The 23,004-nt window shown below is 58.6% G+C and carries 15 protein-coding genes and 1 rRNA gene; 15 read left to right on the forward strand and 1 reads right to left on the reverse strand.

Going from position 1 to position 23,004, the window contains the following annotated elements; translation table 11 throughout:
* The 4 genes from rrf to BMX62_RS10480 all read left to right on the forward strand — a co-directional run.
* Nucleotides 1–72: ribosomal RNA gene (rrf, locus tag BMX62_RS13455) — 5S ribosomal RNA — on the forward strand; the annotation flags it as partial.
* Between the two features lie 141 nt (nucleotides 73–213).
* A complete protein-coding gene (locus BMX62_RS10470) occupies nucleotides 214–1,221 on the forward strand; it encodes a glutathione S-transferase family protein (RefSeq protein WP_090208493.1) in 1,008 nt (335 codons plus the stop codon).
* Nucleotides 1,222–1,272: 51 nt separating this feature from the next.
* A complete protein-coding gene (locus BMX62_RS10475) occupies nucleotides 1,273–2,355 on the forward strand; it encodes an efflux RND transporter periplasmic adaptor subunit (protein ID WP_143339743.1) in 1,083 nt (360 codons plus the stop codon).
* Entirely contained in the window at nucleotides 2,352–5,468 is a 3,117-nt protein-coding gene (locus BMX62_RS10480) for an efflux RND transporter permease subunit (RefSeq protein WP_090208495.1), read from the forward strand. Before BMX62_RS10475 ends, BMX62_RS10480 begins: the two co-directional genes overlap by 4 nt.
* A gap of 19 nt (nucleotides 5,469–5,487) precedes the next feature.
* Here BMX62_RS10480 and msrB read toward each other — a convergent pair whose 3' ends face one another.
* Nucleotides 5,488–5,886, reverse strand: coding sequence for a peptide-methionine (R)-S-oxide reductase MsrB (msrB, locus tag BMX62_RS10485; RefSeq protein ID WP_090208497.1), 399 nt, complete (start codon nucleotides 5,884–5,886; stop codon nucleotides 5,488–5,490).
* Nucleotides 5,887–6,138: 252 nt separating this feature from the next.
* Here msrB and BMX62_RS10490 point away from each other — a divergent pair, with 252 nt between their 5' ends.
* From BMX62_RS10490 to recQ, 11 genes are all read left to right on the forward strand, one after another.
* Nucleotides 6,139–7,218, forward strand: coding sequence for an EAL domain-containing protein (locus tag BMX62_RS10490; RefSeq protein ID WP_090208500.1), 1,080 nt, complete (start codon nucleotides 6,139–6,141; stop codon nucleotides 7,216–7,218).
* A 19-nt stretch (nucleotides 7,219–7,237) separates the two neighbouring features.
* Nucleotides 7,238–8,611, forward strand: coding sequence for a glycoside hydrolase 100 family protein (locus BMX62_RS10495; protein WP_090208504.1), 1,374 nt, complete (start codon nucleotides 7,238–7,240; stop codon nucleotides 8,609–8,611).
* On the forward strand, nucleotides 8,612–10,792 hold the full coding sequence (locus BMX62_RS10500) for an HAD-IIB family hydrolase (protein WP_090208507.1): 2,181 nt from the start codon (nucleotides 8,612–8,614) through the stop codon (nucleotides 10,790–10,792).
* Nucleotides 10,793–10,941: 149 nt separating this feature from the next.
* A complete protein-coding gene (locus tag BMX62_RS10505; protein WP_090208509.1) occupies nucleotides 10,942–11,955 on the forward strand; it encodes a peptidoglycan-binding domain-containing protein in 1,014 nt (337 codons plus the stop codon).
* A gap of 130 nt (nucleotides 11,956–12,085) precedes the next feature.
* Nucleotides 12,086–12,517, forward strand: a complete 432-nt coding sequence (locus BMX62_RS12695; protein WP_143339745.1) for a hypothetical protein — start codon at nucleotides 12,086–12,088, stop codon at nucleotides 12,515–12,517.
* A gap of 2 nt (nucleotides 12,518–12,519) precedes the next feature.
* Nucleotides 12,520–15,417, forward strand: a complete 2,898-nt coding sequence (locus tag BMX62_RS12700) for a hypothetical protein (RefSeq protein WP_143339747.1) — start codon at nucleotides 12,520–12,522, stop codon at nucleotides 15,415–15,417.
* The gene (locus tag BMX62_RS12705) at nucleotides 15,414–16,352 is read left to right on the forward strand and encodes a hypothetical protein (protein WP_143339749.1); all 939 of its coding nucleotides are present in this window, start codon (nucleotides 15,414–15,416) and stop codon (nucleotides 16,350–16,352) included. Before BMX62_RS12700 ends, BMX62_RS12705 begins: the two co-directional genes overlap by 4 nt.
* Nucleotides 16,352–17,233, forward strand: coding sequence for a hypothetical protein (locus BMX62_RS12710; RefSeq protein WP_143339750.1), 882 nt, complete (start codon nucleotides 16,352–16,354; stop codon nucleotides 17,231–17,233). The genes BMX62_RS12705 and BMX62_RS12710 overlap by 1 nt, the downstream gene beginning before the upstream one ends.
* Before the next feature lie 13 nt (nucleotides 17,234–17,246).
* On the forward strand, nucleotides 17,247–18,197 hold the full coding sequence (locus BMX62_RS10510) for a CobW family GTP-binding protein (RefSeq protein ID WP_090208512.1): 951 nt from the start codon (nucleotides 17,247–17,249) through the stop codon (nucleotides 18,195–18,197).
* Nucleotides 18,198–18,395: 198 nt separating this feature from the next.
* Nucleotides 18,396–21,029, forward strand: a complete 2,634-nt coding sequence (gene pepN / locus BMX62_RS10515; protein WP_202906259.1) for an aminopeptidase N — start codon at nucleotides 18,396–18,398, stop codon at nucleotides 21,027–21,029.
* A gap of 142 nt (nucleotides 21,030–21,171) precedes the next feature.
* Nucleotides 21,172–22,986 (forward strand): DNA helicase RecQ, encoded by a 1,815-nt coding sequence (gene recQ / locus BMX62_RS10520; RefSeq protein WP_202906257.1) that lies wholly within the window; start codon nucleotides 21,172–21,174, stop codon nucleotides 22,984–22,986.
* Nucleotides 22,987–23,004 lie beyond the last annotated feature (18 nt).

Consider the following 23,004-nt stretch of genomic DNA (forward strand, 5'->3'; position numbering starts at 1 on the left):
CTCGGAAGTGAAACGGTTCAGCGCCGATGATAGTGTGGGGCCTCCCCATGTGAAAGTAGGTCACTGCCAGGCACTTATTCCAAACCCCGATTGGTTAACCAGTCGGGGTTTTTTTCGTGGCCGAAAAATTTTTGATTAATTTTCCATGGGACTGCAATACCGCAGCCCAATTCCTCCCGCGATTGAAATCGCGGGCTTACTTGCGGAGAGATTATGAGCCTGCTCATCAAGGGTCAACTGCGCAGTGACTGGCTGGCGGAAGAAACCGAGGACGGTGAATTCATTCGCAAGGATTCCCTGTTCCGGCACTGGATCACTCCCGATGGCGCCCCCGGACCCACCGGCGAGGGCGGCTTTCCCGCTGAACCTGGCCGTTATCATCTCTATGTGTCCCTGGCCTGCCCCTGGGCGCACCGCACCCTGATCTTCCGTGCCCTCAAGGGGCTGGAAGATGTCATTGGTGTCTCGGTGGTGAACCCGTTCATGCTGGAACAGGGCTGGAATTTTCAGCCCTGGCCGGGGGCCACGGAAGATCATGTCAACGGCTTTGAATACCTGCATCAGGCCTATACCCTGGCGGACCCGGAGTACACTGGCATTGTCACCGTGCCCACCCTTTGGGACCGGCATCGCCGGACCATCGTCAACAACGAGTCTTCCGAGATCATCCGCATGTTCAACAGCGCCTTCGAGGCGCATACGGATCAGCATGTGGACTTCTATCCCGAGGCCCAGCGGGGACAGATCGATGCTGTCAACCAAAGGGTCTATGACACGTTGAATAATGGTGTGTACCGGGCTGGGTTCGCCACCGAGCAGGCCGCCTATGAGCGGGCCTTCGACCGCCTGTTCGAGACCCTCGACTGGCTGGAGGCGCGACTGTCCCGGCAGCGGTATCTGGTGGGTGACCGGATCACCGAGGCAGACTGGCGCCTGTTCACCACCCTGGTGCGCTTTGACGCGGTGTATTACAGCCATTTCAAGTGCAACCGGCAGCGACTGGTGGACTATCCGAATCTGTGGGCGTACACCCGGGAGTTGTATCAGGTGCAGGGGGTGGCTGAGACCGTGAACATGGATCACATCAAGACCCATTACTACAGCAGTCATGAGCATCTGAATCCCGGTGGTATCATCCCCCGCGGCCCGGCGCTGGATTTCATGGCGACCCATGGCCGTGAGCGCATTGACTCTTTTCTCCCCTCGGGGAGGGAGTATTGATTGCCTCCTTCCGTCCTTGGCGGAAGGATTCGATTTTGTCGAGGACTGAATGTGACTGGAAAGACATTGATCGCCCCAGGCATCCTGACCCTGGCCATCCTGGCGGGAGTTGCCTACGTGATCCTGGCGGATCACGCGGCTCCGCCGCCACCGGCCCGCGGTGCTCAGGGACCGGTGCCGGTGGTGGTGGCTCCCGTGGTCCAGCGCTATTTCGAAACCCGTCTGGAATCCCTCGGCACCGCCCGCGCCAACGAGTCGGTGGAAATCACCGCTCGCATCACCTCGCCGGTGGAGCGCATCGAATTCAGCGATGGTCAGCAGGTGAGCCGTGGTCAGGTACTGGTGCGCCTGGCAGCCGCCGAGGCAATGGCCGAGGCCCGGGAGCGGCAGGTGAGCGTGGAGGAGCAGCGTCGGGAACTGGAACGCATCCGCGGCCTGGTGGCCGACCGTAACCTGCCCCGGCAGCGCCTGGACGAGCAGCAGTCCCGCCTGAGCGAGGCCCAGGCCCGGCTGGAGGCGGCCCAGGTCCGGGTGGCCGACCGGGTGATCCGTGCCCCCTTCGACGGCGTGGTGGGTTTTCGTCGCGTCAGCCTCGGTGCCCTGGTCACGCCCGGAACCGTCATCACCACCCTGGATGACATCAGCGTCATCAAGCTGGACTTCAGCGTGCCGGAAACCTTCCTGCCCGGGGTGGCCTCGGGACAGCCCATCGAGGCCCGCAGCGCCGCCTACCGGGATCGCACCTTTCGAGGCGAGGTCACCAGCGTGGATACCCGGGTCGATCCCGGCACCCGCGCCGCCATGGTGCGTGCCGCCATCCCCAACCCCGACGGCGCCCTGCGCCCCGGCATGTTGCTCACCCTTACCCTGGTCAAGGATCAGACAGAATCCCTGTCCATCCCTGAATCGGCCCTGATGCAGGTGCGGGATCAGCACTATGTCTTTGTGATCACCGACGAGAACCGGGTGCGTCGACAGGATGTGGAGGCCGGTCGCCGGGTGCCCGGCTACGTGGAAATCCTGGGCGGGCTGGAAGCCGGCACCCGGGTGGTCCAGGAAGGCACGGTCCGCATCCGCCCCGGCAGCGCTGTGGAGGTGGTGCGTGAATATCAGCCCGTCGGTGGCCGCCCATGATCCTGTCCGATGTTGCCAACCGCCGGCCGGTCCTGGCCGTGGTGATCAGCCTGTTGCTGGTCACCTTCGGAGTGTTGTCCTTTGACCGTCTGCCCCTGAGGGAATATCCAGACATCAACCCGCCGGTGGTGACGGTGCAGACCGATTATCGGGGCGCCAATGCCGCCATCGTCGAGACCAAGATCACCCAGCTCATCGAGGACCGGGTCAGCGGTATCGAGGGGATCAAGTGGATTTCCTCCCAGAGCATCGACGGCCAGTCCCGCCTCACCATCGAATTTCAGATCAACCGGGACATCGACGCCGCCGCCAACGACGTGCGCGAGGCGGTGGCCCGGGTGCTGCGGCAACTGCCGGACGAGGCGGACCCGCCCCAGGTGTTCAAGGCGGATACCAATGCCGATCCCATCATGTGGCTCAACCTGGCCAGCGAACACATGGACGGCCTGCAACTCACCGATTATGCCGAGCGCTACCTGGTGGATCGCCTGTCCACCGTGGACGGGGTGGCCCTGATCCGGATCGGCGGCGCCAAGCGGTATGCCATGCGCATCTGGCTGGACCGGGAGGCCCTGGCCGCCCGGGGCCTGACGGTGGAGGACGTGGAATCCGCCCTGCGGCGGGAAAACGTGGAACTCCCCGCCGGACGGGTGGACTCCCTGCAGCGGGAATTCAACGTGCGCCTGGCCCGGGGCTATGAGAGCGCCGATGACTTTGCCCGCCTGGTGATCCGGCGCGGGGATGACGGCCACCTGACCCGCCTGGGGGAGGTGGCCCGGGTGGCGGTGGGACCGGAAAATGACCGCAGCGAACTGCGGGGCAACGGCGAGGACATGGTGGGCCTGGGCATCATCCAGCAGTCCACCGCCAACACCCTGGCCGTGTCCCGGGCGGTGCGGGCGGAAGTGGACCTGATCAACCCCACCCTGCCCGAAGGCACCCGCATCGCCATGAGCTATGACACCTCGGTGTTCATCGACGGTGCCATCAAGGAGGTGTTTACCACCCTGTTCATTGCCATGCTGGTGGTGATCCTGGTGATCTACCTGTTTCTGGGCAGCGTGCGGGCCATGCTGGTGCCGGCGGTGACCGTGCCGGTCTCCCTCACGGCGGCCTTCATCGCCCTCTATGCCCTGGGTTTTTCCGTCAACCTGCTCACCCTGCTGGCACTGGTGCTGGCCATCGGCCTGGTGGTGGACGATGCCATCGTGGTGCTGGAGAACATCCATCGGCGCATCGAGGCCGGCGAGCCGCCCCTGCTGGCGGCCTATCGGGGGGCACGGCAGGTGGGCTTTGCAGTGGTGGCCACCACCCTGGTGCTCATCTCCGTGTTCGTCCCCCTGGCCTTCCTGGAGGGCAATATCGGGCGTCTGTTCACCGAGTTTGCCCTGGCCATGGCGGCGGCGGTGGCCTTTTCCAGCATCGTGGCCCTGACCCTGTCGCCGGTGATGTGTGCCCGTCTGATCCGCAAGGATACCGGCAAGACCGGGCTGAATCATGCCATGGCGGTAACCTTTGATCGTCTGTCGGCCCTCTACGGCAAGGCGCTGCGGGGTTCCCTCAAGGTGCCGGTGGTGACCGGGGTGGTCATGGTGGCCATGCTGGTGGCCATCATCAGTCTGGTGGAGCGCATCCCCAACGAATACGCCCCGCCGGAAGACCGGGGGGCCTTCTTCGTCCTGGTGGACGGCCCGGAAGGGGCGGGCTACGAGCACATGCAGTCCCAGATGCGCCAGGTGGAGGAACGGCTCATGCCCCTGATCGAATCCGGCGAGGCCATCCGGGTGCTGGCCCGCACCCCGCGGGGTTTCGGCGGCGCGGAGGCGGTGAACAACGGTTTCGGCATCGTGGTGCTGGCCCACTGGAATGATCGTGAGCGCTCTGCTTGGGAGATCATGAGCGCCCTGTCCGCCGAACTGGCCCAGATCCCGGATGTGCGGGCCATCACCGTCATGCGTCAGGGGTTGGGCGGGCGCCGGGTGGGCCAGCCGGTCCAGTTCGTCATCGGTGGTCCCAGTTACGACGAACTGGTGCAGTGGCGGGACCTGATCATCGAACGGGCCTCGGAAAACCCCAACCTGAGAAATCTGGATTCCGATTTCAAGGAAACCCGGCCCCAGCTGATGGTGACCATCGACAAGGACCGGGCGGCGGATCTGGGGCTGTCCTTCGAGAGCATTGGCCGGACCCTGGAAACGGTGCTGGGTTCACGGCGGGTGACCACCTACATCGACCGGGGCGAGGAGTATGACGTGATCCTGGAGGGGATACCGGACCAGCGCCAGACCCCTGACGATATCCGCAACATCTACGTGCGCTCCACCACCACGGGGGCGCTGATTCCCCTGTCCAACGTGGTGAGTTTCGTGGAACGGGCGGACGCGGCCACCTTGAGCCGCTACAACCGCATGCGCGCCATCACCATCACCGCGGGTCTGGCTCCCGGTTACACCCTGGGGGAGGCCCTGGAGTACCTGGAGCGTATCGCCGCGGAGGAGCTGCCGGCGGAGGCGCGCATCGACTACAAGGGGGAATCCCTGGAGTTCAAGGAGGCGGGTGGTGCCATCCTGTTCATTTTCGTACTGGCCCTGATGGTGGTGTTTTTGGTGCTGGCGGCCCAGTTCGAGAGCTTCGTCCAGCCGGCGGTGATCCTCACCACCGTGCCGCTGGCGGTGGTGGGGGCGCTGGTGGGACTGCTGCTGACCGGCCAGACCCTCAACATCTACAGCCAGATCGGGATCGTCATGCTCATCGGTCTGGCGGCCAAGAACGGCATTCTGATCGTGGAGTTCACCAATCAGTTGCGGGACACCGGACGTGAGTTCCGGGAGGCCCTGGTGGAGGCGGCGCAGATCCGGCTACGGCCGGTGCTGATGACGGCTTTCACCACGGTGATGGGCACCCTGCCGCTGATCCTGGCCAGCGGTCCGGGCGCGGAAAGCCGGTTCGTGATCGGCACCGTGGTGTTTGCTGGCGTACTGTTCGCCACCCTGTTCACCCTGTTCGTGGTGCCGGTGGCCTACCAGACCCTGGCCCGCCACACCACCTCGCCGGGCGAGACCGGGCGGCGCATCGACGAACTGGACCGGCAACATGGGGAAGCCGGGGTTTGAGGTGCCGGGGAGATGGGGGCTATTGTGCCCCCTGAAACCGCAACGCCGCCGAGTTGATGCAGTAGCGCAGTCCGGTGGGCGGTGGGCCATCCTCGAACACATGCCCCAGATGGGCATCGCAGCCGGCGCAGCGCACCTCTACCCGGGTCATGAACAGGCTGCGATCCACATGCCGTTCCAGGGTCGATTCACTCACCGGCTGCCAGTAGCTGGGCCAGCCGCTGCCCGAGTCGTACTTGTGATCACTGCTGAACAGCGGGGCATCACAGCAGATGCAGTGGTACACCCCCGCCGCCTTGTGATCATGGAAACAGCCGGTGAAGGCCCGTTCCGTGCCCGCCTCCCGGGTGATGCGATACTGCTCTGGCGTCAGTTCGGCACGCCACTGGGCCTCGGACTTGCTGACCTTCTCGCTCATGATGCAGATACCTCGTCGTTTTTTGATCCCCACCCGGGATCGGTTATGATCATATCGCCACGTCTCCCATCCGTTCCAGAGGGACTGTCTGCGTCCTCCCCACGGGGAAGAATGGCAGGGGAGAATGCCAGGGCCGGTTCGTCCACGGACGATCTGCTGGAACCTTTCGCCAGATAGGGAATGCACAGTGAGTGTTCATCGTATTGGGACAGTGCCGGGCATGGAAAGACTCCCTGAGATGAGGTGCCCGCCATGACATGCCAAGACTGCCAGGTCATCGAGCGCTGTGACCCCGGACCGGGACGGCTCTATCTGGCGCCGTTCCTGTCCCATACCCTCAAGGCACTCCACAAACACCTGCAGGCCCGGGGCCATCCGGTTCAACACCCCAGCGAAGGGGTACTGGAGATCCACCTGGATAGCGGTGATCTGCAGCCGCTGGCCCAATGGCTCCGGGATCAGTTGAGCGAGGCGGAGATCCGGGACTGTCAGGCCGTCCTGCTGGCCGGGGATCAACCCTTTGGCATCGCCCATCTGCCCCGTACCCAGAGCCTGTACGCCCTGCTGGCCCGGGCCTGCGGCGGTTGGCTGATGGATATCATCGAGACGGAAAGCCTGGTGTTCCATTTCCAGCCCATCGTCCATACCCGGCGCCCGGATCAGGTTTTTGCCTACGAATCCCTCATGCGGGGCCAAATCCCCGGCGAAAGCGCGCTGATCTACCCGGACCGGTTGCTGGAACAGGCCCGGGCCGCCCGCCTCCTGTTCCAGCTCGACCGGGTGGCCCGCATCAATGCCATCCGCCAGGCGACAGGACACGATATCCGTTGCAATATCTTCATCAACTTCAATCCCACCACCATTTACGATCCGGCCTACTGTCTTCGCACCACGCTGAGCGAGGCTCACCGGCTGGGTGCCGATCCCACCCGCTTTGTATTTGAAGTGGTGGAAACCGAGGCCGTGTCCGATACCGCCAACCTGCGACGTATCGTGGACTTCTATCGTGAGGCCGGCTTTCGCGTGGCACTGGACGATCTGGGCGCCGGCTATGCCTCCCTCAACCTGCTGGCGGAGTTGCGGCCGGATTTCGTCAAGTTCGATCGTGCTATGGTGAAAGGGATCGACCAGGACCCCTTCCGCCAGAAAGTGCTGACCAAGCTGATCGAAATGGCCGGCGAACTGAATATCGCCACCATCGCCGAAGGGGTGGAAACCCGTGCCGAATGGGACTGGCTCCGTGGCCAGCAGGTGGACTACGTACAGGGCTACCTGTTTGCCCGTCCGGCGACACCGCCGCCGGCCCCCGAGGTGCCCGAAGACCCGAGATGACGACAAGGGAGACCCCCGCTTGACCGACCCTATCAGCTCCGCCTACCGCCTCCTAGAGGCCTCCCAGGTCCATTATCAAGGCCGGGTGGTCGGGACCATCGCCAGCCTTGATGCCCATGCCCCCGCCGAGAATTACGCCGACTGCTTCGTCCGGGATTTCGTCCCCTCCGGCCTGGTGTTCCTGCTGGACGGTCGCCACGACATTGTCCGCGACTTTCTGGCCCTGGTGCTCAAGCTGAGGGATCAGCAGGAAGAGGTGGAGGGTCACCGGGCGGTGGCCAAGGTGATGCCCGCCAGTTTCCGGGTGCTGTGCAACGAGGCCGGGGAGGAAGAGATCCACACCGATTTCGGTGACCGGGCCATCGGCCGGGTGGCGCCGGTGGATTCCATGATGTGGTGGCTGATCCTGCTGGTGGCCTATGAGCGGGTCAGCGGAGATACCGCCTTCACCCGTTCCCCGGAGTGCCGCCGGGGCGTGCGCATGATCCTCAACATCTGCCTGCAGGATCGCTTCGAGATCTTCCCGACCCTGCTGGTGCCCGACGGCTCGTTCATGATCGACCGGCGCATGGGGGTCTACGGCCACCCCCTGGAAATCCAGTCCCTGTTCTTCGGCGCCCTGCGGGCGGCCCTGGAGCTGCTGGACCCGGAAGATACGGAAAGCCAGGCCATCCATCAGCAGTCCTGCAAGCGTCTGGACCAGCTCACCGAGTACGTGCGCCACTATTACTGGCTGGACGAGGATCGACTCAACCGGATCCATCGCTACCGGACTGAGATCTTCGGCCATGATTCGGAAAATGCCCTGAATATCCATCCGGAGAGCATCCCCGACTGGGTCAGCGACTGGCTGCCCCCGGAGACCGGCTATCTGGTGGGCAACCTGGGACCGGGACGGATGGATTTTCGCTTCTTCTCCCTGGGCAACCTGCTGGCGGTGCTGTTCGACCTGGCGGACCCGGAGCAGGGGCGGCGCATCATGGCCCTGTTCGACCAGCGCTGGAGCGACCTGGCGGGGATGATGCCGGTGAAGATCTGTTTCCCCGCCATGGAAGGGGATGAATGGCGGCTGATGACCGGTTCCGATCCCAAGAACATCCCCTGGTCCTATCACAACGGCGGCAACTGGCCGGCCCTGCTGTGGGCCTTCGTCGCCGCCGCCCTCCACGCCGGACGGGAAGACCTGGCCCGCCGTGCCCATGACACCGCCGCCCCCCGTCTCTACGCCAACGGCTGGCCCGAATACTACGACGGGCGCAACGGCCGTCTCATCGGCCGCCGCTCCAACTTCAATCAGACCTGGTCGGCCACCGCGCTGATCCTGTCACACAAGTTCATCGAGGATCCGTCCACCCTGGACGTCTTGAGCCTCAAGGGATACGAGAAACGGTAAATGAAGAAAACCCAAAGCAAGGCCCGTCAGGGCGAGGGCCTGTATATCGTCCTGATCAGCATCCACGGCCTGGTCCGTGGGGATGACCTGGAACTGGGGCGCGATGCCGACACCGGCGGACAGATCAAGTACGTGGTGGAACTGGCCCGTGCCCTGGGCGCCCACCCCGAAGTGGGGCGCGTGGACCTGCTCACCCGACGGGTGGTGGACAACCGGGTGTCCAACGACTATGCCCAGCCGGAAGAAGACCTGGGCAACGGGGTGCGCATCGTCCGCCTGGACTGCGGCCCCCGCCGTTATCTGCGCAAGGAAAAGCTCTGGCCCTATCTGGACTGCTTTGCCGATAACGCCATGAAGCACATCCGGCAGGTAGGCCTGATGCCGGACGTGGTGCATGGCCACTACGCCGATGCCGGGTATGTGGCGGTACGGGTGGCCAACCTGCTGGGGGTGCCGCTGGTGCAGACGGGGCATTCCCTGGGACGGGTCAAGCGGGAACGCCTGCTGGAGAAGGGCGCCACGGCGGACGACATCGAACGTCGCTACCATATCAGCCGCCGCATCGAGGCCGAGGAGGAGGTGCTGGGCAATGCCTACATGGTCATTGCCAGCACCCGGCAGGAAGTGGAGGAACAATATGCCCTCTACGACCATTACCGCCCGGAACGCATGGTGGTGATCCCGCCGGGCACGGACCTGAGCCGGTTCCACCCCCCCAAAGTCCGCGCTCCTCGTCCCCCCATCTACCAGACCCTCAAGCGCTTTCTCAAGGATCCGGACAAGCCCATGGTCATGGCCCTGTCCCGACCCGACGAACGCAAGAACATCCCCACTCTGGTCAAGGCCTATGCCGAACATCCGGCACTGCGCAAGGCCGCCAATCTGGTCATCATCGCCGGCAACCGGGACAGCATCCGCCAGATGGACAAGGGACCAAGGGATGTGCTCACCGAGGTGATGATGCTCATTGACGACCATGACCTCTACGGTACCGTGGCCTTCCCCAAGCATCACGCAGCCGACGATGTGCCTGATCTTTACCGCCTGGTGACCCGCACCCGGGGCGTCTTCGTCAATCCGGCCCTGACCGAACCCTTTGGCCTGACCCTGATCGAGGCCTGTGCCAGTGGTGCGCCCATTGTGGCCACGGAAGACGGCGGTCCCCGGGACATCATGGCCCACTGCCACAGTGGTGAACTGGTACACCCCCTGGACGGCCAGGCCATGGCGGAGGCCATTTACGGCATCATCAGTGATCCGGAACGCTGGAAGCGCCTGTCCGACAACGGCCTCAAGGGGGTACGACGGCACTATGCCTGGGAAGGTCACGCAGAAAATTATGTCAAGCGCATCAAGGGGCTACGCCGGGAGGCCAGCCGCCATCGCCGGGGTCAGCAGCGGCTGTCCGGCAAACTGTCCCAGGCGGATCGGGCGCTGATTTCCGACATCGACAACACCCTGCTGGGGGATCGGCCCTCCCTGCGGATCATGCTGCAACGGCTCAAGGAACGGGGCAGGGGGGTGGCCTTCGGCATTGCCACTGGCCGCCGCCTGGACTCGGCCATCCAGATTCTCAAGGAATGGGGTGTACCCACGCCGGATGTGATGATCACCTCCGTGGGCGCCGAGATCCATTACGGCCCGGAGATGACCGAGGATCAGGGCTGGTCCCGGCACATCGACCACCGCTGGAACCCGGAGGCCCTGCGCCGTCTGTTGCTGGACCTGCCGGGCATCACCCCGCAGCCGGCGGAGGATCAGCGCCGTCACAAGCTCAGTTTCTTCGTCGACCCGGCCAAGGCCCCCGGCATGAAGGACATCGAGCGGTTACTGCATCAGGAAGACCTGCACGCCAACATCATCTACTCCCATGACCGTTTTCTGGACCTGTTGCCGGTACGGGCCTCCAAGGGTTTTGCCGTGCGCTACTTCGCCGACAAATGGGGCATCCCCCTGGACCACACCCTGGTGGCGGGGGATTCGGGCAATGACGAGGACATGCTGCGAGGCAGCACCCTGGGGGTGGTGGTGGGCAATCACCAGCCGGAACTGGAGCATCTTTATGGTTTCAAGCGGGTGTATTTTGCTGACGCCACCCATGCGGGCGGTATTGCAGAGGCCTTTGATCACTATGACTTCTTCAGTCGATGCGGGGTGCCGGGGGATGATGACGAGGAGTGACCCATTATTCACATTTGAGTTATTCAGTTTTTAAATTCTATCGAGGAAATGCCTTATTTAATCATGTAATTTATTTTGGTTTTTATTTTAATTTTCTGGGAAGTTTGGATGTTTCTTATTAGATAATTAATTAGGGCGGGATTTGAAAAATGAAAAGGAAGATAAAGTTTTTGATGGTTGCTTGTCTTTCGTTAACGCTGGCTGGGTGCGTTTCTGCTCCAGTACGCACTGGTGGATCAGGCACTTTGGCAACCGGCGCTGCGGCAGGCGCCAGCGGGTCCAATGTTACAGAAGGCTTGGAACGTTGTGAGCAGCCTTTTGGAACCATTGCCGTTATTGAAGACCGTGGATCAGACTGGTATCAAATACTCACTAATCAATATCGGCTGACTTCAACAGTACCAGTGTTAAGGCTGCTTATTCAGCAGTCGAACTGCTTTATTGTGGTCGATCGGGGTAGAGGCATGTCGATGATGGAGCAGGAGCGCGCTCTTGCTCGTAGTGGTGAGCTGCGTGCCGGTAGTAATTTTGGTAGCGGCCAGATGGCTAGCGCGGATTACTCCATTGCTCCGGAAGTACTTTTCAGTGAACGGGGCACAGGAGGTCTTGGTGCGGCCGCAGGGGTGGTAGGTGGCAGTCTTGTTGGGGCATTGATGGGTTCGCTTAGAACCAATGAAGCAGCCACATTGTTGACTTTGGTTGATAATCGTAGTGGCGTTCAGGTTGCTGTTGCAGAGGGTAGTGCCAGAAATACAGATATGGGATTTGGTGGTCTTCTTGGTGGTGGCGGTGCTGTGGGTGGAATGGGTGGATATACCAATACTCCACAGGGTAAGGTGATTTCCGGCGCATTTATGCATTCATATAATCAGCTTGTTGCTTCCTTGCGGAATTATCAGGCACAGACGATGGGGGATCGTGGCCTTGGGACTGGTGGACGACTTCAGGTGGATGGTGCTACACAGCCAGCTGGTTATTCCGGTGGGCGGGTGAACTTACGTCAAGCACAGCAGATACTCAACAACATGGGATATGATGCTGGCCCAGTGGATGGTGCCATGGGTCCACGTACTGCCAGGGCTCTACGAGAATTTCAGGCGGAACGAGGTATTCCCGTGACAGGGCGTCTGGATATGACTACTCAGGCTGAATTGATGCGTTGATTGATCCTGTGATCGGAGGCAGGCATGGCTTGCTTTTTAACTATATGTGCCTGCCTCCGATGACTCCCTTTCAATATATGAAAAAACCAATCCCCCATTATTTGGTTGTAGCTTTTATGGGAGCAGCATCATGTTTTTTTGCCTGAAAAATATCCCATACTCCTTTTTTCCCTCCATTTTTTTTATTTTCTTTACTTCTTCTCAAGCATTTGCTCTGGAGCAATTTGCTGCTTATTTGCTATGCCAGAATGAATCTGGGCACACGGATTGCCAAGAAATTCTTGACCGTGTAAATGATGTCTCTCCTGTTGTTGTGGATGGCAGGGTTTTGCCAAATGATGCTGCTCGAAATAGAAATGCAGAACAAAGGGTTCTCATGCGTCAGGGTAACTATTTGACGGAAGGTGGTGTGGTTGCCGAGCTGGAGTCAATGGAATCCAAGCCGTTTTTGCCGAGTCGTGGTCTTCTCGTTTCTGATGATTCAATACCTTCAGACTTTTACTTGGAGCAGCACGGCCCTGTAATTATTACTATTCCTGAAAGATCTTTTCAGAGTAAATGAAGATGAAAACAAAAGAAAAAACTGATCGAAGGGTTTTCTTTTGGCTGGTTTTTCTTTTTTCTGTCAACTTGATATATCTTCTTTATGAGCTTTCTTTTAACAGTAGGCTGGTGGATGTGGCTGTTACCAGTATTACTGATGCTCAGGTAAGAGCGCTTGAGCTTGAGGGCAGAATTCTTTCAGGTATAGGTCTCAGTCTTCTTTTGTTGCGTTTTATTAAAATAAATCATATTTCTGCTCTGCGTTTTCTAAAAATATCAATAATGCTGATTGCCATTGGGTTTTCTTCCATGTATTTCGGTCAGCGTATTTTGGTTGATTTCCTGGTAGATAGAACCACTGCAGAACAGCGCATGGACGCACAGCTTCTTGTTTTTATGAAGCAAGGGCTTGCCACAAACTCACTTCAGCTTGAAGGGATTGAATTCGATGACTCTGATCTGGATTCCGCGCATACTCGAAGCTTTATTTCAATCGTGGGTCTGATGACTTTCTTTTCACCGGATTTCATTGTTGATCTTAGGGATAATGCAGAAAGCATACTGAATCAAGTGGCTATTAATGAATCGATTAAGGCAACCCCTTCATCCTATGAAGATTATTTAAAACTACGGGATAGTATTGTTTATTTATGGAATGAATATGAAAAAATTTCAGATGAATACTGGGCTGCAAAATCATATTTTTACCAAGAAGCAGGAGAAAGATGGAATATACTGCAGTCAAATCTTTTGAATCAATGGGAACAATTGTCAGAAAACCTTGATGAACATGAATTTACTCGGAAGGTACTTGCATTACAAAGAAATCTTGATACTTACTTCAAGGCCAGGGAAAGCTGTGAAGACTCAAGATTCAGAAATGAATGTATCATTAAGGTAGAAGATATTTACAGGGCTGAGATTGTGAAATCTATTGGGCGCTATGTTGCTCCCAGGGACTGGTGTCACGAACCCGAGACCGTTACTAAAACAGTGCAGCGTGGCTCCAGGTTTGTAACCGAAAGAAGAGAGGTTCAGCAATGTCACGATCTGTCCTATGATCATCTTTCCTCAAAACTTTCATTTTTTGTCAGGGCACCTATTTCATACGATTTATTTATTAGGGATCCTGTGCTTTCATCTCAGATCCGCTCTGATCTATTGGCGGAGGGAGTTGTGTTAAAAGATTCATGGATTGCTGATGATAGGGATGGGTTCATGACTGCCGCTGTTGAAGCCAGAGCAAATCTCGCGAGAGAACGTCTTGAAAATGAAATGCTACAGAGGCTAGGCGTCATCTTGCCTCTTGATATGAGTGCGGAAGAATTTTTAAGATCTGATTTTGTTCAGGCTCGTTTGCATAAAGCATTGCAGCCGATGGATCCTTTGATGATCCTGAGACTGGACTATACTCCTCTGGAATTTCACCAGATGGTGCTTAAGCCACGCTTTATTCATATGGCTGAAAATGAATATCAAAAGCTTCATCAGGATATCCAAGAGATGGCCAATGGGGGTTGGCGCGAGGAAGAGGGGAAAAGTTATGTCAGAGCCCTTATTGTTCCTCCAATCGCCATGGGCTTTTCATTATTTTTTGCTCTTGTAAATAGCATTGGATTGATTGCCAGTATTCCGGCCTTGTTTGGTTGGAAGAGACCGATTCTTGTATGGTCAATGAAGCTGGGTGGTATCATTGGGGTTATTGCCATTCCAATGATAAATAGTTCTTCTGTGGTTGAAACTGAAACATATAAATACTTTGAATCACAGGTCAGCGATACACTTGGCCCAGTGGCTGGTTTTTTTGCGACATGGGTAGTTAATACCGAACCTTCGGTTTATGCTGTCGGTCGATTTGCACAGCATGTGGCCCCTCCATTGATTTCATCTGGTGATCATAAAAAAGAAAATATTTATGATGATTCTGATGTCTCATTGGCAGATGATCTATTAATTAATGAGCAACGTTTGGAAAACGATCATTATCCTTTTAATTTAAAATCATCAATTGATGCTGGCGAAAGTATTGATGATGTTTTTGATTCAGTGGGATTGAATGTCAATGACCATATGAGAGATATGGTTCATGCGTTGCATCTTTCCGGTCTTACACCACTGATGCCTCAGGTTATGACCGCTGTCAATAATAAAAATGATGCCATTATGATCGATGTGCAACAGCTTCGGGACGGTGCTTGGGTAGTACATCGTTCTCCATTAATTACGGGAACTGGAACCTGTCTGACCAATCATCAAAGAATAGTCGATATTGGCCTTTTGGATAGTGTGCAATGGAGGGCAGCCAGACATGGATCCTGTGGTAGTGACATGATTGCTATAAATCCTGTCAGCATCCCATTTTTAACTGACTTTTCTCGTCAAGTTTCTGCCCGTTTCCCGGATATATCCATTTGGGTTCACTTTCAGCCCACTCTTCATGGGGAAGTGTTTTGTCATCATCTTCGTCGAGGTGCGGCTGAGTTGTCCGCAATGCTGGGACAGGAAAAGTTTTCTGCGGTAGTCAGTAGTTCCGAGACGTTGGCCTGCTTTTTAGATATGCCAAGAGATTATGCAGTAATATATATGGGGCCGGAATATGGTGATCCTGGCATTGTGGCACAGTCAACACCTCATCATATTTCTCGCCAGGAAATTATTAGTCTTCGTGGTCGTGCTCGTGGCGATGGTTATAGGCCATATGCATTTTCCATTTCACCCCAAACGTTGGATATGCCTTTTTCAAGCTTGAAAGAAAATGATGCCATAGTGATTCATCACAGGCATGAAAGTCATGTGATGCATGAGTTTTTAAGAGATTTTCCAGGTCGCACTGGTGTTTTCTTTTCTCCGGGATCAAGAAGTGAAGACGTTTTAATTGAGAATTATAAAATACTGATTTCAAGGAATGGGGTTTTATGAAAATTTTCAGGATAGCGGTTTTTTTCCAAATTTTATTATTTATATTTTTTGCGATCCCATTGAAAGCAGAAATTGTACAGACGCCATTTTTTGGTAGTTCTTTAACGGATGCTCAGCTGGATGCGTGGAATTACTATATCAGTGAGGAGAGTGCCCGTCATGGCTGTAGCTATGGTGATGACCCTCGACTTGTTGAAAATCCACGAGGTGTCTTGACTGATTTGGCTGAAGGAAAGCCCATTGAACCATTACAGGTCACCTTGCGTACTTTTTTATTTTCAGGTGAGTCTATTCAGGCGCTACTGAAAAGAAACATGTACATTGCCAGTATGGAGTGTAACCCTGTATATCACTTTGAAGGAGATTTTATTGGACATCCAGTGCTTCCCTTTGAAGAGTATATTGATATTCTTTTCCGAAAGCTGGATGAAACGCCAAGAATTTCTGAACATATTGATTTTATTCGTTCTACAAAGGTTGCCAGTATAGATGCCAGATGGTTCTGGACTTTCTTTGTGCTGGATCAGGATCACCATAGATTATTGGGGCGAGACTATGATCTGGTACGTGCACTTGCCATGGCTTTGCCGGGTCCAGAGCGGCAGATTACACCGGAAAATAGTTATTGGCATATATATGATGTCGTGTTCAAGGCTGATATGAACGATAATATGTATGTCCCGAACACAAATCAGTGTAGAGGTGAATCTGCCGAGCCTGGTCAAGATATTATCGTAGACAAAAATATAAAATGGTCATCCATTGCTGCTTTATATAATGCGGAAGGTATACGTTACAGCGGTGCTTGGCGCCCCTCGGTAAGACGAGAAAGTGAAGGGTTCACCCTGGCTGAGGGGAAATTGATTGATACGCCTGTTAATCCCTATTTTAATATTGAAAGGAATGTAAGAATCTTTCCCAAGGAGTGTCGCTGATGCTGTTTAGAAATTTTGCAATATTTTTATTTTTTTGTGCCGCATCTTTGTATGTTTCTCAATCTCATGCCAGCTGCATGGATGATGAGCGGCTGTATGCAATAGGTGATTTTTTGAAATCACTGGATAGCGGAGGTGTTGTCCAGCCTCTTCGCCTGACTCCTGAGACCTATCTAAATCTTACGCCTGGTGTACGGCAGCGCATTGGCGATCATCTTGTCATTCTCGATGAATCCTGCCGACCGGTACAGGTTTTCGCTGGAGAGCCGCCTGTACGTATCATGATGTCTTTCCCTGTCATTTACGGCGCTTTTGTGGACGCAGTGCTCCGAGGTGATACAGTGACTCAGAATATTGTTCTGAGGAGCTTCAAGGCCGCGCCGGTGACGCCCGCCGAGTTCATGTCCTTACTTACCGTAATCACTGAAAACGATTTATTGACAAATCAGTTGTCTCGGGCTGCGGGAATTCCACCTCATGATACAAAGTTTTCTGGTGATTCGCGTGGTGATGGCTGCAATTCTTCAAAAATGTATCTGATGTTTGCTGATCTTTTTGTTCGTTTTGGCGGTCAGGTTGATGGGCGAAATGGTCCTGCTTGGGTAATTGGTGGATATCGGCATGCCTTACTTAGTTTGGATGATGATGTGGTAATTTATCCATATAGATTTTTCAATGGATGTCTCCAGCATAGACAGGCATCTCTTTCTGCTGCTAAAGCAGCAGGCGCAACGGTTTTTAATTTGGGCGGGCATGGTGTTAATCTTGCCTCAGATGCTTATGTTTCTAATAAAAGAGTTAGAGAACTCTGGTTCGACCGATACAACCGCTGGGTAAAAGCAGATTCTCCCGAAGAAATTCCCGCCACCCTGTTCGATTGATTTTTGTTTCCCCATGACCATTTCAGGCGGCGCAGTCACCACCCTGAACCTGATCACCGGCTTTCTGGGCGCCGGCAAGACCACCACGGTGCTGCACCTGCTGGGCCGGCGTCCTGCCCACGAGCGCTGGGCGGTGCTGGTGAACGAGTTCGGGGAAGTGAGCATCGATGGCGCCCTGGTCTCGTCGGCCGGTGGCGACAGCGTGGCGGTACGGGAGGTATCCGGTGGCTGCATCTGCTGTACCGGCGCCATGAGCCTGCGGGTGGCCCTCACCCGTCTGCTGCGGCAGATCCGGCCTGACCGGCTGTTGCTGGAACCCACGGGCCTTGGGCATCCCGCCGGCATCATCGACACCCTGCGGGACCCCTGGCTGGCCCGGGCAGTCACCCTGGGCAACAGCCTCTGCGTGGTCGATCCCGGCGGTTTTTCCGCGGATCGTCTGTCCCGTTCAGCCATTTACCGGGACCAGATCAGCCTGGCGGACGTGGTGATCATCAACAAGACGGACGTCGCCACCCCGCAACAGATCCAGGCCGTGGAGGATTACCTCAAGGGCCTGTACCCACCCAAGCGGGCCATCATTCATGCCCGGCGGGGCGAGGTGGACGCGGCGGTGCTGGATGTGCCGGTTGCGGGGGGGGTGTCCGGGCCGGTCCTGCGTCCGCTGGGCCGTGCCGTCCAGGCCCCGCCAGCGGACACCGCCCGGGGCTGGCACTTCGACCACGCACAGCGCTTCGACCTGTCGCGGGTGCAGGCATTGTTCGCGGCCTCCCCCTGGCGGGACCTGATCCGGGCCAAGGGAGTATTGCGCACCGGCCGGGAATGGCAGCGCTTCGACTGGGCGGAAGGACGTTTCAGCGCCGAGCCGGTGGCTTGGCGCCGTGACAGTCGGGTGGAGTGCATCGCGCCGACAGCCGCCATGGACTGGGCTGCCATCGAGGCCGGATTCCGGGGGGCGATATAAACCGGGGCCAGCCCCTCGAACAATGTCTGCTGGATGCTTGCCAGCATGCTCATGGCACATAGCCTGGTGCCATATCGGGTATGGGACATGATCAACAAGGGGCGTCCGTTTGGCAAGCTTGGACGCCCCCCATCTCAAAACGCTATAGTGCACCATGGAAGTCAGGCACACGCCCAACCCGGTTGTTCGCGCAAAATGATGAAAGAAACCGCCCCCGCCGCCATTCATCTCAAGGACTACGCACCCCCTCGGTGGCGCATCCTTTCGGTGGACCTGTGCTTCGTGCTGGATCCAGAGGATACCCGGGTCAGATCCCGCCTGACCCTGGTACGCAACGGCCAGGCAGAGGCCCCGCTGCAACTCAACGGCCAGGATCTGGTGCTCCATCACATCCGCCTGGATGACCGTCCCCTGCAGCCGGGTGACTATCATCTGGAGGGCGAGACCCTGACCCTGCACGATCTGCCCGAGCGCTGTGAACTCAGCCTGGAGACGGGCATTGCCCCGGCGGCCAACACGGCGCTGGAGGGGCTGTATGTCTCCGGCGGCAACTTCTGCACCCAGTGCGAGGCGGAAGGATTCCGTCGCATCACTTGGTTCCTGGACCGGCCCGACGTGATGGCCGTCTACACGGTGCGCATCGAGGCCGACAAGGCCCGTTATCCCGTGCTGCTCTCCAACGGCAATCTCACCGACAGCGGCGACCTGCCCGAGGGGCGTCATTTCGCCGTCTGGCACGATCCCTTCCCCAAGCCCAGCTATCTGTTTGCCCTGGTGGCGGGGGATCTGGTCTGCCGGCGGGACGGCTTCACCACCCGAACCGGACGGGAGGTGGACCTGCGCATCTACGTGCAGCGTCACAACCTGGACAAATGCGATCACGCCATGCGCTCCCTGCAGGCATCCATGGGCTGGGACGAGGACACTTTTGGCCGGGAATACGATCTGGACATCTACATGATCGTGGCGGTGGACGACTTCAACATGGGGGCCATGGAGAACAAGGGGCTCAACGTCTTCAATTCCAAGTACGTGCTGGCCCGTCCGGATACCGCCACCGACGACGACTTCGTGGCCATCGAGAGCGTCATCGCCCACGAATATTTCCACAACTGGTCCGGCAACCGGGTCACCTGCCGCGACTGGTTCCAGCTCTCCCTCAAGGAAGGCCTCACCGTCTTTCGCGACCAGGAATTCACCGCCGACCAAAGCCTGCGGGCGGTCAAGCGGATCCAGGATGTCCAGCGCCTGCGCACCCTGCAGTTCCCCGAGGACGCCGGTCCCATGGCCCACCCGGTGCGGCCCCAGTCCTACATCGAGATCAACAACTTCTACACCATGACCGTGTATGAAAAGGGTGCCGAGGTGGTGCGCATGATCCAGACCCTGCTGGGTCGTGAAGGATTCCGCCGCGGGCTGGACCTCTATTTCGACCGTCACGATGGTCAGGCGGTGACCACGGACGACTTCGTCAAGGCCATGGAGGATGCCAATGCCCGGGATCTTTCCCGGTTCCGCCGCTGGTATGACCAGGCCGGAACGCCGTTGCTGGAGGCGACCGGAACCCATGATCCGGAAACCGCCACCTACCGGCTTACGGTGCGCCAGTCCTGCCTTCCCACCAAGGGCCAGCCGGAAAAGCTGCCCCTGCACATTCCCCTGGTCATGGCCCTGCTGGATGCCCGGGGGCGGGAGATCCCCTTGCGCCTGGAGGGGGAGGACAGTGCCGTTGCCGGTGAGCGCACCCTGGAGCTGACCGCGCCCACCCATGTCTTCGTGTTCCAGGACGTGCCGGAGTTGCCGGTCCCCTCGCTGTTGCGGGGATTCTCGGCGCCGGTGAATCTGCGCTTCCCCTACACCGATGCGCAGCTGGCCTTCCTCATGGCCCATGACACGGACGACTTCAACCGTTGGGAGGCGGGCCAGCAGTTTGCCCTGAAGGTACTGCAGGGACTGATCGAGGCCGTCCAGGCGGGGCAACCCCTGATGCTGGATGCCCGTTTTGCGCAGGCCTTCGGTCAGGTGCTGGCCAACGGGGCGCTGGATGCCGCTCTGGTGGCCGAGGCCCTGACCCTGCCGGGAGAAGGCTATCTGGCGGAGCAGATGGCGGTGGTGGACGTGGATGCGATCCATCAGGCCCGACAGTTCCTGCGCCAGGCCCTGGGCGCCGCCCTGGGGGATCGATTCCGCGCCGTCTACGAGGCCACGGCGGGGGCGCAAGGCATGGACGCGACGGCCATGGGACGCCGTCGCCTGTGCAACCTGTGCCTGGCCTATCTGTGCGCCTCCGGCGAGGCCGAGGCGGTGGCCCTGGCCCGGACCCATTATGGGTCCGCCGACAACATGACCGATGCCATGGGTGCCCTGCGGGCGTTGCTGGACTGCCCTGGGGAGGCCCGTGACCAGGCCCTGGCCCATTTCGAGGCCCGCTGGCGCGACGATCCCCTGGTGTTGGACAAGTGGTTCGGCCTGCAGGCGATGGATGCGGCCCCGGGCGCGCTGGATCGGGTGCGGGGACTGATGTCCCACCCCGGTTTCAGCATCCGCAATCCCAACCGGGTGAGGGCGGTGCTGGGGACCTTTGCCATGGCCAACCCGGTGCATTTCCACGCCCTGGATGGGTCCGGTCACGGGCTGATTACCGACAGCGTCCTGGAACTGGACGCCCTCAACCCGCAGATCGCGGCTCGGCTGGTGACCAGTCTGAGTCGCTGGCGGCGTTTTGACGAGGAGCGTCAAGGCTCAATGCGGCGCTGTCTGGAGCGGATCGTGGCCCATCCCGGACTGTCCCGGGACGTGTACGAGGTCGCCTCCCGCAGCCTGGATGGATAGGGAACAGCGCCCGCCGGGGCGGGTTGCCCTCGTGGGTGGGTCGGCGCTATCCTCAAAACCATGGGGCGTCCTCATGGAACGGGATGTCCTTGAACCCGTAACGGCCCCACGGCAACCTATGCAGACCAAGACCGCACCGATCATGGACGATCAAGCCCCACTGAACATCCTGCGCAACACCTTTGGCTACGACCGGTTCCGCTCTCCCCAGGATGAGGTCATCCAGACCCTGCTGGAGGGCGGAGACGCCCTGGTATTGATGCCCACCGGCGGTGGCAAGTCCCTGTGCTACCAGATTCCCGCCATGGCCATGCCCGGCACCGGTGTGGTGGTATCGCCCCTCATCGCCCTCATGCAGGACCAGGTGGCTGCCCTGCAACAGGCCGGGGTCCGCGCTGCCTGTCTTAATTCCAGTCTCACCCTGGACGCCGTGCGGGCGGTGGAATCACAACTGCTGAGCGGGCGGCTGGATCTGCTCTACATCGCGCCGGAACGCCTGCTCACCGAGCGCACCCTGACCTTGCTGGAACGGGCACGCATCAATCTCTTTGCCATCGACGAGGCCCATTGCGTCTCCCAGTGGGGCCATGACTTTCGGCCCGAATACATCCGGCTTTCCCTGCTGGCCGAACGCTGGCCCCAGGTGCCCCGCATCGCCCTCACTGCCACCGCCGATGCCCGTACCCGGGAGGAAATCCGGGGCCGCCTGGGATTGGATCAGGCTCGGGTGTTCATCAGCGGTTTTGATCGCCCCAACATCCGCTACCGCATCCACCAGTCCACCGGCAATGCCCGCCGGGATCTGCTGCGTTTCATCCGCGACACTCACCCGGATGAGGCGGGGATTGTGTATTGTCTGTCCCGCAAACGGGTGGATGAGGTGGCCCATTGGCTCACCGGACAGGGACTCACCGCCTTGCCCTACCACGCGGGCCTGTCGGCGGCGGTGCGCGAGGCCCATCAGCGACGTTTTCTCAACGAGGAAGGCATCATCATCGTGGCCACCATTGCCTTCGGCATGGGCATTGACAAGCCCAATGTCCGTTTCGTGGCCCACTTGAACCTGCCCAAAAGCATCGAAGCCTACTATCAGGAAACAGGCCGGGCCGGACGGGATGGACTGGCGGCGGACGCCTGGATGAGCTACGGCCTGCAGGATGTGATCACCCTGCGGCAGATGGTGGACGCCTCCGAGGCCGACGAGGCCCACAAGCGGGTGGAACGGCACAAGCTGGACGCCATGCTGGGGCTGTGCGAGAGCGTCGCCTGCCGGCGCCAGACCCTGTTGCCCTACTTCGGGGAGCCATTGCCCGAACCCTGCGGCAACTGCGACAACTGCCTGGAACCGCCGCAAACCTGGGACGGGACGATCCCGGCCCAGATGGCCCTGTCCTGTGTCCACCGTACCGGCCAGCGTTTTGGGGTGAACTATTTGCTGGACGTGCTCAGGGGCAAGGCAGATGAACGCATCAAAGGGTTTGGCCATGATCGGCTGGGTGTGTTCGGCATTGGCCGTGACCTGACCGTGAACGAATGGCGGGGCATTTTTCGTCAGCTCATCGCTCGGGGGCTGCTCACCGTGGACCTGGAAGGACATGGTGGACTGCACCTGAACCCATCCTGTCGCCCCGTGCTCCGGGGTGAAGTGCCTTTGATGCTGCGCAAGGAAACCCGCCCGCCCAAGCCCAGCCGGGAACCCCGCCGTTCCCGAGCGCTGGAACTGGACAGCCCCGAGGATCACCGCCTGTTCGAGGCCCTGCGTCAGTGCCGGCGCCGCCTGGCGGACCAGCAGGGGGTGCCGCCCTACATGGTATTCAGTGATGCCACCCTGCACCACATGGCCCAGGCTCGTCCCCATAGCCTGGCGGCCATGGCGAATATCTCCGGGGTGGGAGAGAAAAAGCTGGAATCCTACGGACTGGTGTTTCTGGAGGTGATCCGGGAAGCCGACGGTTGAGCAACAGACCGCCGTTGC

The organism is Ectothiorhodospira magna (genome assembly GCF_900110965.1).
Taxonomy (GTDB): Bacteria; Pseudomonadota; Gammaproteobacteria; order Ectothiorhodospirales; family Ectothiorhodospiraceae; genus Ectothiorhodospira; species Ectothiorhodospira magna.